Consider the following 15,293-nt stretch of genomic DNA (forward strand, 5'->3'; position numbering starts at 1 on the left):
GAGTGGGATTGGTTGTGCTCAGTTGGAGATTGGTCCGCTGTGAAACCGCTTTCGCGAGCAAGCCCGCTCCCACAATTGGATTGGGTGCAATCACTTAGAGATTGGTCGGCTGTCAGGCCGCCATCGCCAGCAGACTGGCTCCTACAGTGGGATTGGTTGTGCTCAGTTGGAGATTGGTCGGCTGTGAAACCGCTTTCGCGAGCAAGCCCGCTCCCACAATTGGATTGGGTGCAATCAGTTAGAGATTGGTCTGCTGTCAGGCCGCCATCGCCAGCAGGCTGGCTCCTATAGTGGGATTGGTTGTGCTCAGTTGGAGATTGGTTGGCTGTGAAACCGCTTTCGTGAGCAAGCCCGCTCCCACAATTGGATTGGGTGCAATCAGTTAGAGATTGGTCGGCTATCAGGCCGCCATCGCCAGCAGGCTGGCTCCTAGAGTGGGATTGGTTGTGCTCAGTTGGAGATTGGTCCGCTGTGAAACCGCTTTCGCGAGCAAGCCCGCTCCCACAATTGGATTGGGTGCAATCACTTAGAGATTGGTCGGCTGTCAGGCCGCCATCGCTGGCAAGCCAGCTCCCACAGTTTTGATTTGTGTGTGCCCCATGCGGCGCAGCCGCCCCACTCAAAACAATGAGCGCAAGCTCGAGTACCGCTCTTGATCTTGATCCACGGGCGACGTCGGAAGGCTGAGTGGAGGGATTGATCCGGGGGTGGGAGCGCAGCGACCGTTTGGCGCAGCCAAACACAGCGAGAGGAGGTGCAGCGAAGCAAACCGGAGGCGCTGCGCCCGGATCAATCCCGCAGCGAAGGAACCCCGAGCCCCAGCGAGCGGGCCGAACGTAGGAGCAAGCCTTTTGGGTTACCTTTTCGGCGTTTGGAAAAGGTGACTCGCCGTAAGGGCGAAACCCTAAGTAGCCGTTACCAAAAAAACGGATATGTACCCAAAAAACCAAGAACCTGGTCGGCCCAAAGGCCGCCAAGACAAACAGCCCCCAAAAGAAAGCCCCAAGGCCTACACCTCAGGGGCTCCAGACAACCCAGCTCAGCGCTTAATGATGCTCACGCGTCGCACGGAATTTCACATCCGGCCACCGCTCTTCCATCAACGCCAGGTTAACCCGCGTCGGCGCGAGGTAGGTCAGGTGCCCACCGCCATCCAGTGCCAGGTTCTCCACAGCCTTGTTGGAAAATTCCTCAAGCTTCTTCTTGTCGCTGCATTCAATCCAGCGCGCGGAATACACAGTGATCGGCTCATACGAGCACTCAACCTTGTATTCCTCCTTCAAACGACTGGCGACCACATCAAACTGCAGCACACCCACGGCGCCAAGAATGATGTCGTTGCTGCGCTCCGGGAAGAACACCTGAGTCGCGCCCTCTTCAGCCAACTGCTGCAGACCCTGACGCAATTGCTTGGACTTCAGCGGATCACGCAGACGCACACGACGGAACAGCTCCGGGGCGAAGTGCGGAATACCGGTGAAACCGAGGACTTCACCTTCGCTGAAGGTGTCGCCGATCTGGATCGTACCGTGGTTGTGCAGACCGATGATGTCGCCGGCGTACGCCTCTTCCAGCTGTTCACGCTCGGAGGAGAAAAACGTCAGGGCGTCGCCGATGCGCACGTCCTTGCCGGTACGCACGTGGCGCATCTTCATGCCTTTCTCGTACTTGCCGGAGCAAATACGCATGAAGGCGATGCGGTCGCGGTGCTTCGGGTCCATGTTCGCCTGGATCTTGAAGATGAAGCCCGAGAACTTCTCTTCCACCGGCTCCACGGTACGTTCGTTGGCGACACGGGCCAGCGGACGCGGGGCCCAGTCAACGACGGCGTCGAGCACGTGATCGACCCCGAAGTTGCCCAGTGCGGTACCGAAGAACACCGGGGTCAGTTGACCGTCGAGGAACTCCTGCTGGTTGAACTCGTGGCAGGCGCCCTGCACCAGTTCCAGCTGTTCGAGGAAGCGATCGTACTCGTCGCCCAGGTGCGCGCGCGCCTCGTCGGAATCGAGCTTCTCGATGATCTTGGTTTCAGTGCGTTCGTGACCGTGACCGGCGGTGTAGACAATGATGTAGTCATCGGCCAGGTGGTACACGCCCTTGAAGTCGCGATAGCAACCGATCGGCCAGGTGATCGGCGCTGCCTTGATCTTCAGAACAGCTTCGATTTCGTCGAGCAGTTCGATCGGGTCGCGGATGTCACGGTCGAGTTTGTTGATGAAGCTGACGATCGGCGTGTCACGCAGACGGCAGACATCAATCAGGGCGATGGTGCGTGGCTCGACACCTTTACCGCCGTCGAGAACCATCAATGCCGAGTCGACCGCCGTCAGGGTGCGGTAGGTGTCTTCGGAGAAGTCTTCGTGGCCCGGGGTGTCGAGCAGGTTGATCATGTGTTCGCGATACGGGAACTGCATGACCGACGTGGTAATGGAAATACCCCGCTGCTTCTCCATCTCCATCCAGTCGGATGTCGCATGGCGATCGGATTTACGGGATTTCACCGTACCGGCCACCGCAATCGCCTTGCCCATCAACAGGAGCTTTTCGGTGATCGTGGTTTTACCGGCATCGGGGTGGGAAATAATGGCGAAAGTGCGGCGTTTCGCGACTTCGGCGGCCTGGTTGGTCATGGGAAATCGCCTGGCGGTGATTCAAAAAAGGGCGGCGAGTATAGCTTAAAAAGTGATCGCCAGACCACCGTCCCTCGGCCCCGCAAAACCCTGTAGGAGCTGCCGCAGGCTGCGATCTTTTGATCTGGCTTTTAAAAACAAAATCAAAAGATCGCAGCCTTCGGCAGCTCCAACAGGTGGCCAAACAGTGTCTAACGTGGGAACCTTTTAAAGCACGGAGACGTCCATCCCCTGTTACGACATTTCGTCAGGGGCTGAAAAATCAGCAAGTTAGCCTGACGAGGCTGCGCTCATGGCTCGCTTTCAGACCGCTTTTTGCCGGTGCTGAGGGAGCTGCTTCTCGCGAACGTTTTTCCCGGCAGCCAAGGCTTGGCATGCCACACGGGAGAGCGTTCGCCGACTACAAGAAAAGGAGTCCGCCTGTGGCTATCCGCTATGGCAAAGGGCTGATGGGAGGTGCGGTGGTTATCGCGCTCCTGGCCCTGCTGGTTCACTGGATCGGCATCAACACGATCGAACACTACCGCGACGATTTGTTGTTTTACCTGCAAGCTCATCTGATTCTCGTCCTCGCTTCAATGCTGGCCGCCCTGGTCGTGGGCATCCCCGCCGGTATCTTTCTCAGTCGCCCGACCATGGTCGGCCGCGCTGAACGCTTCATGCAGATCTTCAATATCGGCAACACCGTGCCACCGCTGGCTGTACTGGCGATTGCCCTGGGGATTCTCGGCATCGGCAGTGGCCCGGCGATCTTCGCTTTGTTCCTCGCTTCCCTGTTGCCGATCGTGCGCAACACCTACGAAGGCCTGAAAAACGTCCAGGGTTCGTTGAAAGAAGCCGCCGTCGGCATCGGCATGACCCCGCGCCAGGTGCTGTGGAAAGTCGAATTGCCCAACGCCGTGCCGATCATCATCGGTGGCGTGCGCGTGGCACTGGCGATCAACGTCGGCACCGCGCCGCTGGCTTTCCTGATCGGCGCCAACAGCCTCGGCAGCCTGATCTTCCCTGGCATCGCCCTGAACAATCAGCCGCAACTGCTGCTCGGCGCCGCGTGCACCGCGCTGCTGGCCCTGCTGCTCGATGGCGTGGTCACCCTCGCCAGCCGTCTCTGGCTGGAACGCGGTTTGCGCCCGTCTTAAGGCTCTTGCGAAGGAATATTTATGAAACGATTTAGCTTGATCTTAGGCTGCATCATGCTGTTCGCAGGATTTGCCCAGGCGGCGGAAAAACCGCTCATTCGCCTCGGCGCCCGGGTGTTCACCGAGCAGACCCTGCTCGCGGAAATCACCGCGCAATACCTGCGCAGCAAAGGCTACGACGCGCAGATCACCGGCGGACTGGGCAGTAACCTCGCCCGTAGCGCTCACGAAAGCGGACAACTGGACATGCTCTGGGAATACACCGGCGTGTCGCTGGTGGCCTACAACCATGTCACCGAAAAACTCGACAGCGAACAGTCCTACGCCCGGGTCAAAGAACTCGACGCGAAAAAAGGCCTGGTCTGGCTGACCCCGTCGAAATTCAGCAACACCTACGCCCTCGCCCTGCCGAAAAAAGTCGCCGAGGAGTATCCACAGATCAACACCATCAGCGACCTGAACAAGGTGCTGCGCGATGAGGCCAAGACCAATCACCTGGTGGCGCTGGACACCGAGTTCGCCAACCGCTCCGACGGTCTGGACGGCATGGTCAAGCTCTACGACATGAACCTGACCCGCAAGAACATCCGCCAGATGGACGCGGGACTGGTCTACACCGCGCTGCGCAACGGCCAGGTGTTTGCCGGTCTGGTCTACACCACCGACGGCCGCCTGAATGCGTTCGGCCTGAAACTGCTGGAAGACGACAAACATTACTTCCCCGACTACACCGCCGCGCCGGTGGTGCGTCAGGCCTACCTCGATGCGCACCCGCAACTGGCCGAGCAACTCAAGCCGCTGGCGCAACTGTTCGACGACGAAACCATGCGCCAGCTCAACGCGCGGGTCGACGTCGATCACGAAAGCCCATCGAAAGTCGCCGCGGACTTCCTGCGCCAGCATCCACTCAACTAAGGAGGAAAAGTCATGGAATTTCTGAACGCCTTTTCCCACCTCGACTGGCAGCAGGTGATGCACCTGACCTGGCAGCACATCACTCTGGTCGGCATTGCGGTGACGCTGGCGATTTTCATCGGTGTGCCGCTGGGCATTCTGATGACGCGTTTTCCGAGCCTCGCAGGCCCCTTGCAGGCCAGCGCAACGGTGCTGCTGACGGTGCCGTCGATTGCGCTGTTCGGTTTGCTGCTGCCGTTCTACTCCAGGTTCGGCCAGGGCCTCGGGCCGATGCCGGCTATCACCGCGGTGTTCCTTTATTCACTGCTGCCGATCATGCGCAACACCTACCTCGCCCTGACCGGCGTCGAACCGGGTATCCGTGAAGCTGCACGCGGCATCGGCATGACCTTCGGCCAGCGCCTGCGCATGGTCGAGTTGCCGATTGCGGTGCCAGTGATCCTCGCCGGCGTGCGCACCGCCGTGGTGATGAACATCGGTGTGATGACCATCGCCGCGACCATCGGCGCCGGTGGCCTCGGTGTGCTGATCCTCGCCTCCATCAGCCGCAGCGACATGTCGATGCTGATCGTCGGCGCGCTGCTGGTCAGTCTTCTGGCGATCTTCGCCGACCTTCTCCTGCAGTGGCTGCAACGTACGCTGACTCCAAAAGGACTCCTCAAATGATCGAACTTCAAAACCTCAGCAAGACCTTCCAGAGCAACGGCAAAGATGTCAAAGCCGTGGACTCGGTGAGCCTGACCGTCAATGAAGGCGAAATCTGTGTGTTCCTCGGGCCATCGGGTTGCGGCAAAAGCACCACGCTGAAAATGATCAACCGCCTGATCAAGCCGACCTCGGGCAAGATCCTGATCAACGGCGAAGACACCACCGACCTCGACGAAGTGACACTGCGCCGCAACATCGGTTACGTGATTCAGCAGATCGGTCTGTTCCCGAACATGACCATCGAAGAGAACATCGTCGTGGTGCCGAAACTGCTCGGCTGGGACAAACAGAAATGCCACGACCGCGCTCGCGAGCTGATGAGCATGATCAAGCTTGAGCCCAAGCAGTATCTGCATCGCTATCCGCGTGAACTGTCCGGCGGCCAGCAGCAGCGCATCGGTGTGATCCGCGCACTGGCGGCGGATGCGCCGCTGTTGCTGATGGACGAGCCGTTTGGTGCGGTCGACCCGATCAACCGCGAGATGATCCAGAACGAGTTCTTCGAGATGCAGCGGGCGCTGAACAAGACCGTGATCATGGTCAGCCACGACATCGACGAAGCGATCAAGCTCGGTGACAAGATTGCGATCTTCCGCGCCGGCAAACTGCTGCAGATCGATCACCCGGACACCCTGCTCGCGCATCCGGCAGACGACTTTGTCAGCAACTTTGTCGGCCAGGACAGCACCCTCAAACGCCTGCTGCTGGTGAAGGCTGAAGACGCAGCGGACAACGCGCCCTCGGTCAGCCCCGAAACCTCGGTGGCTGATGCGCTGGAGTTGATGGACGAGCATGACCGCCGCTATGTGGTGGTCACGTGTGCCGAGAACAAGGCGCTGGGTTACGTGCGTCGTCGCGACCTGCATCGCCAGACCGGCACCTGCGGGCAGTATCTGCGCGAGTTCAACGCCACGGCGGCGTACGACGAACATTTGCGCATCCTGTTGTCGCGCATGTACGAGTTCAATCGTTCGTGGCTGCCGGTGATGGATGCCGAGCGGGTGTTCCTCGGTGAAGTAACGCAGGAGTCGATTGCGGCTTACTTGAGCTCGGGTCGTTCACGCGGGATGAAGACCAGTATCGTCTCGCCGGCTGAGGCTGTAATCGCGTAAAAACTACAAACCTGTGGGAGCGGGCTTGCTCGCGAATGCGTAATGGCCGTCGGCGGTGATGTCGGCTGTGAAAATGTCTTCGCGAGCAAGCCCGCTCCCACAGGATTTGTGCAATTTCCCGATGATTCGCAGGGCGGAAAAGAATCTCAACAGCTGCGTTCACAGAACCGCTACAAACACCCGCTCCCAAACGGCCAAAATCCCCCTCACACCCGCCTCTCGCCGCCAACGTCGCCGATGTTGCGCCGATCACACTTCCCCGCTAATTAGCCGATAAAAGCGGCGAACGTGCAGATATTTTTAACACATGAAAATTCCCGGGGAACATCTGTCCGTCATCTCGGTCGGCTACAAAGAGTGATATTCGCGACGCACGTCAGAAGCGTGCAAAAACGCGACATTTTTAGTTGATCTCAGGCCCCTCACGCCCTAAAGTTCGCGCCGAACGTCCATGCTGGAAACGATCCATCCGGCTCAAGTACTGACGACGAGACAGCAAGGCCAAGGGCAAAAACGCCCGTGGCCTTTTTGCTTTCGGCGACATGCCTTGGGAAGTAGGCGAACCAAAGTGGGGATACGGAGGGCGTTCATTTGCACCCATTGTTTTTACGAGTTTGCCCATAGGAGCTCCCAGCATGTCGATCCAGGTCGAAGACTATTTCGCGCGCGAAACCTTTCAGAAAATGAAGGCGTTCGCCGACAAACAGGAAACCCCGTTCGTGGTGATCGACACCGCGATGATCAGCCAGGCCTATGACGACCTGCGCGCCGGTTTCGAATTCGCCAAGGTCTACTACGCGGTCAAGGCCAACCCGGCTGTCGAGATCATCGACCTGCTCAAAGAGAAAGGTTCGAGCTTCGACATCGCCTCCATCTATGAGCTGGACAAAGTGCTGAGCCGTGGCGTCAGCCCGGATCAGATCAGCTACGGCAACACCATCAAGAAATCCAAGGACATCCGCTACTTCTACGAGAAGGGCGTGCGCCTGTTCGCCACCGACTCCGAAGCCGACCTGCGTAACATTGCCAAGGCCGCACCGGGTTCGAAAGTCTATGTGCGCATCCTGACTGAAGGCTCGACCACCGCTGACTGGCCGCTGTCGCGCAAGTTCGGTTGCCAGACCGACATGGCCATGGACCTGCTGATCCTCGCCCGCGACCTGGGCCTGGTGCCGTACGGCATCTCGTTCCACGTCGGCTCGCAACAGCGCGACATCAGCGTCTGGGACGCAGCGATCGCCAAGGTCAAAGTGATCTTCGAGCGTCTGAAAGAAGAAGACGGCATCCACTTGAAGCTGATCAACATGGGCGGCGGCTTCCCGGCCAACTACATCACCCGCACCAACAGCCTGGAAACCTACGCCGAAGAGATCATCCGCTTCCTGAAGGAAGACTTCGGTGATGACCTGCCGGAAATCATTCTGGAGCCGGGCCGTTCGTTGATCGCCAACGCCGGTATTCTGGTCAGCGAAGTGGTGCTGGTCGCGCGTAAATCCCGCACCGCCGTCGAGCGTTGGGTGTATACCGATGTGGGCAAGTTCTCCGGCCTGATCGAAACCATGGACGAAGCGATCAAGTTCCCGATCTGGACCGAGAAGAAAGGCGAGATGGAAGAAGTGGTCATCGCCGGCCCGACCTGCGACAGCGCCGACATCATGTACGAGAACTACAAGTACGGTCTGCCGCTGAACCTGGCGATTGGTGATCGTCTGTACTGGTTGTCGACCGGTGCGTACACCACCAGTTACAGCGCCGTCGAATTCAATGGCTTCCCGCCGCTGAAATCGTTTTACGTGTAAGCGCTGAAGCCATAATGCAAAAAGCCCATGACGTGTCATGGGCTTTTTTGTATGTCGATGCAATCCATTGTGGGAGCGGGCTTGCTCGCGAATGCGGTGGGCCAGTGCGGATGGTGATGACTGACACAACGCCTTCGCGAGCAAGCCCGCTCCCACTGGGGTTATGCAGTGCGGTTTAACTCATCGGCGCGAAGCTGATATCTGGATGCCATCCCCCGGATTCCGGGATCTGTCGCACTTAACAGTGCCTGACTCGCCACCCGCAGAAAATTCAGATTGCCGCCGGCCAAAGCTTTCTCAAGCCAATCGACCGCCTCATCAATCCGCCCCTCGTCCGCCAAAACTGCAGCAAAACTGAACTGCCCACGAAAATCCCCAGCCTCGGCCGAACGTCGATACCAATCGCGCGCTGCCACAGGATCCGCCGGGCACGCCTGCCCTTCTTCCAGATAGCGCCCCAGCAGATTCATCGATTTCGCATGGCCCAATTCAGCCGCGCGCCGATACAGCGCCAACGCCTGTTGATGATCCACCGCCACACCCCGCCCGGTGGCGAGCAGATTGGCGAGGTTGTACATCGCCCAATCCAGTCCGGCTTGCGCCGCGATCCGATAGTGCTGTGCGGCAATCGCCGCATCTGCCGAACACCCCCAGCCATGCTCATGACAACGCCCGAGCATGTTGCGCGCCATCAAATGCCCGCGCCCGGCGGCGATGCCGAACCAGCGCAGCGCCAGCGGCTGATCCTGCGCGATACCCTGTCCATCCAGAAGAATCTGTCCAAGCAACGCCTGCGCTTCAACTTCGCCCTCACCCGCCGCGAGCAAAATCGCTTGCGCGGCACGGGCCGGACTTTCGCCGAGCATGGCGCCAAGTTGTTCGCCGCTGAGGATTTCCTCGCGACGCAGCAGGAAACTCATACCTCGACCCAGCGCCGCAACAGGTTGTGATACGTACCGGTGAGGCGGATCAGCGAAGGATGATCAGGCATGTCTTGAGTCAGTTGCTGAATCGCCCCGTCCATCTCGAACAACAACGCGCGCTGACTGTCTTCGCGCACCAGACTTTGCGTCCAGAAGAACGACGCATAACGCGCCCCCCGCGTGACCGCGTTGACCTTGTGCAGGCTGGTTCCGGGATAGAGCACCATGTCGCCGGCGGGCAGTTTCACCCGTTGCGTGCCGAAGGTGTCCTGAATCTCCAACTCGCCGCCGTCGTAATCCTCGGGTTCGCTGAAAAACAGTGTGGCCGACAGATCGGTGCGCACCCGTTCAATGCTGCCTTTGGGCTGGCGCACGGCGTTGTCGATGTGAAAGTCGAAACTGCCGCCCGCCGTGTAGCAGTTGAGTAACGGCGGGAATACTTTGTGCGGCAGCGCGGCCGACATGAACAGCGGATTTTTCCACAGCCGTTCGAGCATCGCTGCGCCGATTTCCTTGGCCAGTGGGTGGCCTTCAGGCAATTGCAGATTGTGCTTGGCCTTGGCCGACTGGTAGCCGGCGGTGATCTTGCCATCAGCCCAATCCGCCTGCTCCAGCGCCTCGCGGATACGCTGCACTTCTTCTTTGGCGAACAGGCCGGGGATGTGCAGCAGCATGGTGATCGTACCTGATGGTAAAGGGGTGCCAATGGTATTGATTCTTATTGGCTGTGTAAAACCCGCACGACGGATGAATCGGCAAAAACCGTAAGGTTAAATTGTAAAGAATGTAAATTCGTCGCGAATAACAATGTTTCGCAATTGATACGAATACCTGTTTACCCTATATTCCGCGACCTCAAATCCTTGGGGAGGGGAATAAAAATGTCACGTCAACAGGTTCAATTGCCGGTCAGTTCACCACGTCTGCTCGCGTCGGCCATTGGTGTCGCCATCACCGCCGGCTCCGCTGGCCAGATGGTCTTCGCCGCGGAAAAGACCGATAGCAAAGCCTCTGGCAATGCCATCGCCCTGGATGCCACCGCCATCACCGGCGAAGCGCAGGACTCGACGTCCTACCAGGTCGAAAAAGCCTCCTCGCCCAAGTACACCGCGCCGCTGGTCGACACGCCGCGCTCGGTCACCGTCATCCCGCAACAAGTGCTCAAAGACACCGGCGCCCTGAACATGCAGGACGCGCTGCGCACCGTACCGGGCATCACCTTCGGTGCCGGTGAAGGTGGCAACCCGCAGGGCGATCGTCCGTTCATTCGTGGTTTCGACGCCCAAGGCGACACCTACCTCGACGGCGTGCGCGACACCGGTTCGCAGAGTCGCGAAATCTTTGCCGTGGAAAACATCGAAGTCAGCAAGGGCCCGAACTCGGCCATCGGCGGTCGTGGCGCGGCCGGCGGCAGCATCAACCTGGTGAGCAAGAAAGCGCACCTGGGCAACTCGTTCGACGGTGGTTTCACCTGGGGCTCCGACCAGACCCAGCGTTACACCCTGGACGGCAACTACCAGTTCAGCGACACCGCTGCCGGCCGCCTGAACCTGATGAGCCACGAGAGCAATGTCGCCGGTCGCGACAAGGTCGACTACGATCGCTGGGGTATCGCGCCATCCCTGGCGTTTGGCCTGGGCACCGACACCCGCGTCAACCTCGACTACTACCATCTGGAAAGTAACGACACCCCGGACTCGGGCATTCCTTACACCATTCCAAAGGCCGGTTCGGCGGCACGCACCAAGTCCAACCCGGACAAGCCGTACGCCGGTGGTGATCACAGCAACTTCTACGGTCTGGATCGCGACTTCCGCAAGGGCCGCACCGACACCGCGACCTTCGCCATCGAGCATGACCTGAGCGACTCGCTGACCATCAAGAACACCCTGCGCCACGGCACCAGCATGCAGGATTACATCCTGACTCAGCCGGACGACAGCAAGGGCAACGTCAACAATGGCAGCGTCTGGCGTCGTGCCAACACGCGGGTGAGCAACACCGAGACCACCACCAACCAGACAGACCTGTTCGGCAATTTCTACGTCGCCGGTTTCAAAAACAGCTTTTCCACCGGTGTCGAATACACCCGCGAGGAAGGCCAGAAGTCCTCGTACAACGTCAACACCGACACCACGCCGCGCACCACTAACGTGGCAGCAAGCAGCAACTGCACCCCGTCGATGATCGGCGCGTCCAGCGGCTACAACTGCACCTCGCTGTCGAACCCGACCCCGAACGATCCGTGGAACGGCGCGATCTCGCGCAACTACGCCGGCACCGACACCAAGGCCAATACCTACGCGCTGTATGCGTTCGACACCCTGGAGTTGTCCGAGCAGTGGCTGGTGAACATGGGCCTGCGTTACGACCACTTCGACACCGATTACAAGACCTACAACAACGCCGGCACCACCACCTCCAAGGGTGATGACACCAGCGAATTCGTCACCGGTCAGTTCGGCGTGGTCTACAAACCGGCACCGAACGGCAGCATCTACGCCTCCTACGCGACCTCCGCGACGCCACCTGGCAACACCCTCGGTGAAGGCCAGGAAGGCAACCCGCTGGGCGGCACCCCGGATCGCAATGGCAACCTGCTCAAGAGCGACATGGAGCCGGAAACCACCAAGAACTACGAAATCGGCACCAAGTGGGATCTGTTGAACGATCGCCTGTCGCTGACCGCTGACGTGTTCCGCACCGAGAAAGAAAACGCTCGCGTGCAAGTCGACACCACCTCCTACGAGAACGCCGGCAAGACCCGCGTGCAGGGTATCGAGCTGTCGGCCAGCGGCAAGATCACTGACAAGTGGCAAGTGTTCGCCGGCTACGCCTACATGGACAGCGAACAGGTGGACGGCGGTGACCTGCCAGCCAACAAAATCAACAACGGTAACGAGTTGCCCAACACGCCGAAAAACAGCGCCAGCCTGTGGACCACTTATCAGGTCACACCGAAGCTGACCCTCGGTGGCGGCGCGTTCTACGTCGACGACGTCTACGGCAGCGTAGCGAACACCACGATGGTCGATTCCTATGTACGTTACGACGCGATGGCCGCCTACAAGCTGAGCAAGAACGTCGACCTGCAACTCAACGTGCAGAACCTGACCAATGAAACCTACTACGACAAAGCCTTCTCGACCCACTTCGCCAACCAGGCGGCGGGCCGTACGGCACTGTTGAGCACCAACTTCCACTTCTGATTGATGCGGTAAATGTGGGAGCGGGCTTGCTCGCGAAGGCGATGTGTCAGTGAAATAGATATCGACTGACACGACGCATTCGCGAGCAAGCCCCCTCCCACAGTTAATGCAATCAGCAGATCCGGCCCCGTTCATTAGATTGAACGGGGCCTTTGTGCGTAATCAAAGAAGCTCTCGACAACCCACGGCATAATGCGCGCCGTGATGACAAATTTTCGAACGGACAAGGCGAGCGACGTGTTGAAGAAAACCCTTTTCCAGTTGCACTGGTTTTTCGGCATCACTGCCGGGCTGGTGCTGGCCCTGATGGGCATTACCGGTGCCGCCTATTCGTTCCAGGACGAAATCCTGCGGGCGCTGAACCCGTCGGTGTTGCAGGTGGAAAAACAGGTCGCTGGCGTCCTGCCTCCAGTCGAGCTGGTGGAACACATCGAAGCGACTTCCGGCAAGAAAGTCGCGATGCTCTGGGTCGAGACCGACAGCGGCAACGCCGCACGCGTCTACTTCACCCCGCCCAAAGGCGAACGTCGTGGCGAGATGCGCTACTTCGACCCGTACACCGGCGAGTTCATGGGCGACGCGGTTGGCCAGGACTTCTTCGGCCTGATGCTGCAACTGCACCGCTTTCTCGCCATGGGCGACACCGGGCGCAACATCACCGGCGCCTGCACCCTGATTCTGCTGTTCTTCTGCCTCTCCGGGCTGTACCTGCGCTGGCCGCGCCAGTGGAACAGCTGGCGCGTGTGGCTGACCCTCGACTGGAAGAAAAAGGGCCGCAGCTTCAACTGGGATCTGCACTCGGTGGCCGGCACCTGGTGCCTGCTGGTGTACCTGCTGCTGGCGTTGACCGGGTTGTCCTGGTCGTACGAGTGGTACAACAAAGGCCTGACCCGACTGCTTTCCGACGCGCCGCAAAACGAGCGCGTGCGCGGTGGTCGCGGGCCAGCGCCGGAGGGCCCGGCACCCACCGCCGACTACGCCGCGATGTGGAGCAGCATCTACAGCGCCGCCGGCCCGGGCCTGTCGGCCTACAACATCCGCATGCCGCCAGTGGCCGGGCAACCGGCGACCGTGTTCTATCTGCTCGACAGCTCGCCGCATGATCGCGCACTGAATCAGATCACCCTCGACCCGGTCACGGGCATCGTCAAACGTGTCGACCGCTACGCCGACAAGAGCTTCAAGGCGCAGCTGTTGACCAGCATTTACGCGCTGCACGTCGGCAGCTATTTCGGTCTGGTCGGACGAATCATTGTCACCCTCGCCGCCGTGTGCATGCCGCTGTTTTTCATCACCGGGTGGCTGCTGTATCTGGATCGCCGGCGCAAGAAAAAACAGATTCAGGACGCGCGCAAAGGTCTTCAGGCACCGGCCGCTGATGCACCGGCATGGCTGGTGGGTTTCGCCAGCCAAAGCGGTTTTGCCGAACAACTGGCGTGGCAGACCGCCGGACAATTGCAGGCCGCCGGGTTGCCGGTGAAGGTGCAGCCGCTGGCGAACGTCAGCGCGCAGGATCTGCGTGAGTCGAATAACGCGCTGTTCGTGGTCAGCACGTTCGGCGACGGCGAAGCACCGGACAGCGCCCGCGGTTTCGAGCGCAAAGTGCTGAGCAACGCCGCCAGCTTCGACGGCCTGAACTATGCGGTGCTGGGCCTCGGCGACCGCCAGTACCAGAATTTCTGCGGTTTCGCCCGACGCCTGCATCAGTGGCTCGGCGAGCACGGCGGCAAGACCCTGTTCGCCCCGGTCGAAGTCGACAGCGGCGACCCCTACGCCCTGCGTCACTGGCAAACCCAGCTCGGACAGTTGACCGGGCAGGCGCCGGTCGACACCTGGCAAGCGCCGAGCTACGACAACTGGACGCTGGTCAGCCGCGAACTGATGAACCCCGACAGCAGCGGCGCGCCGGTTTACCTGTTGGGCCTGAAGGCACCGAGCACCAGCAGCTGGCTGGCCGGCGACCTCGTGGAAGTGCTGCCGCGCAACTGCCCGTGGGCCATCGAACATTTCCTCGACGGCCTCGGCATTCGTGGCGAAACCACGGTGAAGGTCAACGGCCTCGAAGAGCCACTGGAAATCGCCCTCGCCAGCCGCCAGTTGCCCGAGCATCGCGCGCATCTGGTCGGCCTGCATGCACAAGCGCTGGTGGATGCGATGGTGCCGCTGGCCATGCGCGAATACTCGATCGCCTCGATTGCCGCCGACGGCGTGCTGGAACTGATCGTGCGTCAGGAACAACACAGCGACGGCAGCCTGGGCATCGGCTCCGGCTGGCTGACCGAGCATGCGCCCGTGGGCGGCAGCATCAGCCTGCGCGTGCGGCGCAACAGTGGCTTCCACTTGCCGAACGAAGCGGTGCCGATGATTCTGCTGGGCAACGGCACCGGCCTCGCCGGTCTGCGCAGTCTGCTCAAAGCACGCATCGCCGACGGTCAGCAGCGTCACTGGCTGCTGTTCGGTGAGCGCAATCGTCAGCACGACTTCCTTTGCCGTGCAGAGCTGGAAGAGTGGTTGATCAATGGCGATCTGGCGCGACTCGATCTGGCGTTTTCGCGGGATCAGGCGCAAAAGATTTACGTCCAGGATCGCCTGCGCGAATCTGCTGACGAGCTGAAAAAGTGGCTGGCTGACGGCGCAGTGATCTACATCTGCGGCAGCCTGCAGGGCATGGCCGCCGGCGTCGATCAGGCACTCAACGACATCCTCGGCACCGCCGAAGTCGAACGTCTGATCGAACAGGGCCGCTATCGCCGCGACGTGTACTGACACCCATCATTACCCGGTGGGAGCGGGCTTGTTCGCGAAGGCGCCGTGCCAGTCGATATCCAATTCGCTGACACACCCTCTTCGCGAGCAAG

General features: G+C 60.1%; 10 protein-coding genes. 7 read left to right on the forward strand and 3 right to left on the reverse strand.

Features of this window, described 5'->3' with window-relative positions:
* Positions 1 to 1,046: 1,046 nt before the first annotated feature.
* The gene (locus CKW11_RS24875; protein ID WP_095139799.1) at positions 1,047 to 2,630 is read right to left on the reverse strand and encodes a peptide chain release factor 3; all 1,584 of its coding nucleotides are present in this window, start codon (positions 2,628 to 2,630) and stop codon (positions 1,047 to 1,049) included.
* Between the two features lie 449 nt (positions 2,631 to 3,079).
* On the opposite strand from CKW11_RS24875, the gene CKW11_RS24880 reads away from it, so the two are divergent.
* From CKW11_RS24880 to CKW11_RS24905, 5 genes are all read left to right on the forward strand, one after another.
* A complete protein-coding gene (locus CKW11_RS24880) occupies positions 3,080 to 3,769 on the forward strand; it encodes an ABC transporter permease (RefSeq protein WP_177327464.1) in 690 nt (229 codons plus the stop codon).
* Positions 3,770 to 3,790: 21 nt separating this feature from the next.
* On the forward strand, positions 3,791 to 4,684 hold the full coding sequence (locus tag CKW11_RS24885) for a glycine betaine ABC transporter substrate-binding protein (protein WP_095139800.1): 894 nt from the start codon (positions 3,791 to 3,793) through the stop codon (positions 4,682 to 4,684).
* 12 nt (positions 4,685 to 4,696) lie between these two features.
* Positions 4,697 to 5,350, forward strand: coding sequence for an ABC transporter permease (locus tag CKW11_RS24890; protein WP_095139801.1), 654 nt, complete (start codon positions 4,697 to 4,699; stop codon positions 5,348 to 5,350).
* Positions 5,347 to 6,504, forward strand: coding sequence for a betaine/proline/choline family ABC transporter ATP-binding protein (locus tag CKW11_RS24895; protein WP_095139802.1), 1,158 nt, complete (start codon positions 5,347 to 5,349; stop codon positions 6,502 to 6,504). Before CKW11_RS24890 ends, CKW11_RS24895 begins: the two co-directional genes overlap by 4 nt.
* Positions 6,505 to 7,139: 635 nt before the next feature.
* Positions 7,140 to 8,303, forward strand: a complete 1,164-nt coding sequence (locus CKW11_RS24905) for a type III PLP-dependent enzyme (protein ID WP_095139804.1) — start codon at positions 7,140 to 7,142, stop codon at positions 8,301 to 8,303.
* 161 nt (positions 8,304 to 8,464) lie between these two features.
* On the opposite strand, the gene CKW11_RS24910 is transcribed toward CKW11_RS24905, so the two are convergent.
* Entirely contained in the window at positions 8,465 to 9,223 is a 759-nt protein-coding gene (locus CKW11_RS24910) for a tetratricopeptide repeat protein (RefSeq protein WP_095139805.1), read from the reverse strand.
* Positions 9,220 to 9,900, reverse strand: coding sequence for a Fe2+-dependent dioxygenase (locus CKW11_RS24915; protein ID WP_095139806.1), 681 nt, complete (start codon positions 9,898 to 9,900; stop codon positions 9,220 to 9,222). The genes CKW11_RS24910 and CKW11_RS24915 overlap by 4 nt, the downstream gene beginning before the upstream one ends.
* A 207-nt stretch (positions 9,901 to 10,107) precedes the next feature.
* Between CKW11_RS24915 and CKW11_RS24920 the strand changes: the two genes are divergently transcribed.
* Entirely contained in the window at positions 10,108 to 12,435 is a 2,328-nt protein-coding gene (locus CKW11_RS24920; protein WP_095139807.1) for a TonB-dependent siderophore receptor, read from the forward strand.
* 237 nt (positions 12,436 to 12,672) lie between these two features.
* The gene (locus CKW11_RS24925; RefSeq protein ID WP_095139870.1) at positions 12,673 to 15,201 is read left to right on the forward strand and encodes a sulfite reductase flavoprotein subunit alpha; all 2,529 of its coding nucleotides are present in this window, start codon (positions 12,673 to 12,675) and stop codon (positions 15,199 to 15,201) included.
* The last annotated feature ends 92 nt before the right edge of the window (positions 15,202 to 15,293 follow it).

The sequence above is a fragment of the Pseudomonas sp. Irchel s3a10 genome (assembly GCF_900187525.1).
GTDB classification, from domain to species: domain Bacteria; phylum Pseudomonadota; class Gammaproteobacteria; order Pseudomonadales; family Pseudomonadaceae; genus Aquipseudomonas; species Aquipseudomonas koreensis_G.

Coding starts and splice junctions, on each gene's coding strand:
- CKW11_RS24905 (WP_095139804.1), top strand. CDS start 7,140: ATGTCGATCCAGGTCGAAGACTATTTCGCGCGCGAAACCTTTCAGAAA.
- CKW11_RS24880 (WP_177327464.1), top strand. CDS start 3,080: ATGGGAGGTGCGGTGGTTATCGCGCTCCTGGCCCTGCTGGTTCACTGG.
- CKW11_RS24890 (WP_095139801.1), top strand. CDS start 4,697: ATGGAATTTCTGAACGCCTTTTCCCACCTCGACTGGCAGCAGGTGATG.
- CKW11_RS24915 (WP_095139806.1), bottom strand. CDS start 9,900: ATGCTGCTGCACATCCCCGGCCTGTTCGCCAAAGAAGAAGTGCAGCGT.
- CKW11_RS24885 (WP_095139800.1), top strand. CDS start 3,791: ATGAAACGATTTAGCTTGATCTTAGGCTGCATCATGCTGTTCGCAGGA.
- CKW11_RS24920 (WP_095139807.1), top strand. CDS start 10,108: ATGTCACGTCAACAGGTTCAATTGCCGGTCAGTTCACCACGTCTGCTC.
- CKW11_RS24910 (WP_095139805.1), bottom strand. CDS start 9,223: ATGAGTTTCCTGCTGCGTCGCGAGGAAATCCTCAGCGGCGAACAACTT.
- CKW11_RS24895 (WP_095139802.1), top strand. CDS start 5,347: ATGATCGAACTTCAAAACCTCAGCAAGACCTTCCAGAGCAACGGCAAA.
- CKW11_RS24875 (WP_095139799.1), bottom strand. CDS start 2,630: ATGACCAACCAGGCCGCCGAAGTCGCGAAACGCCGCACTTTCGCCATT.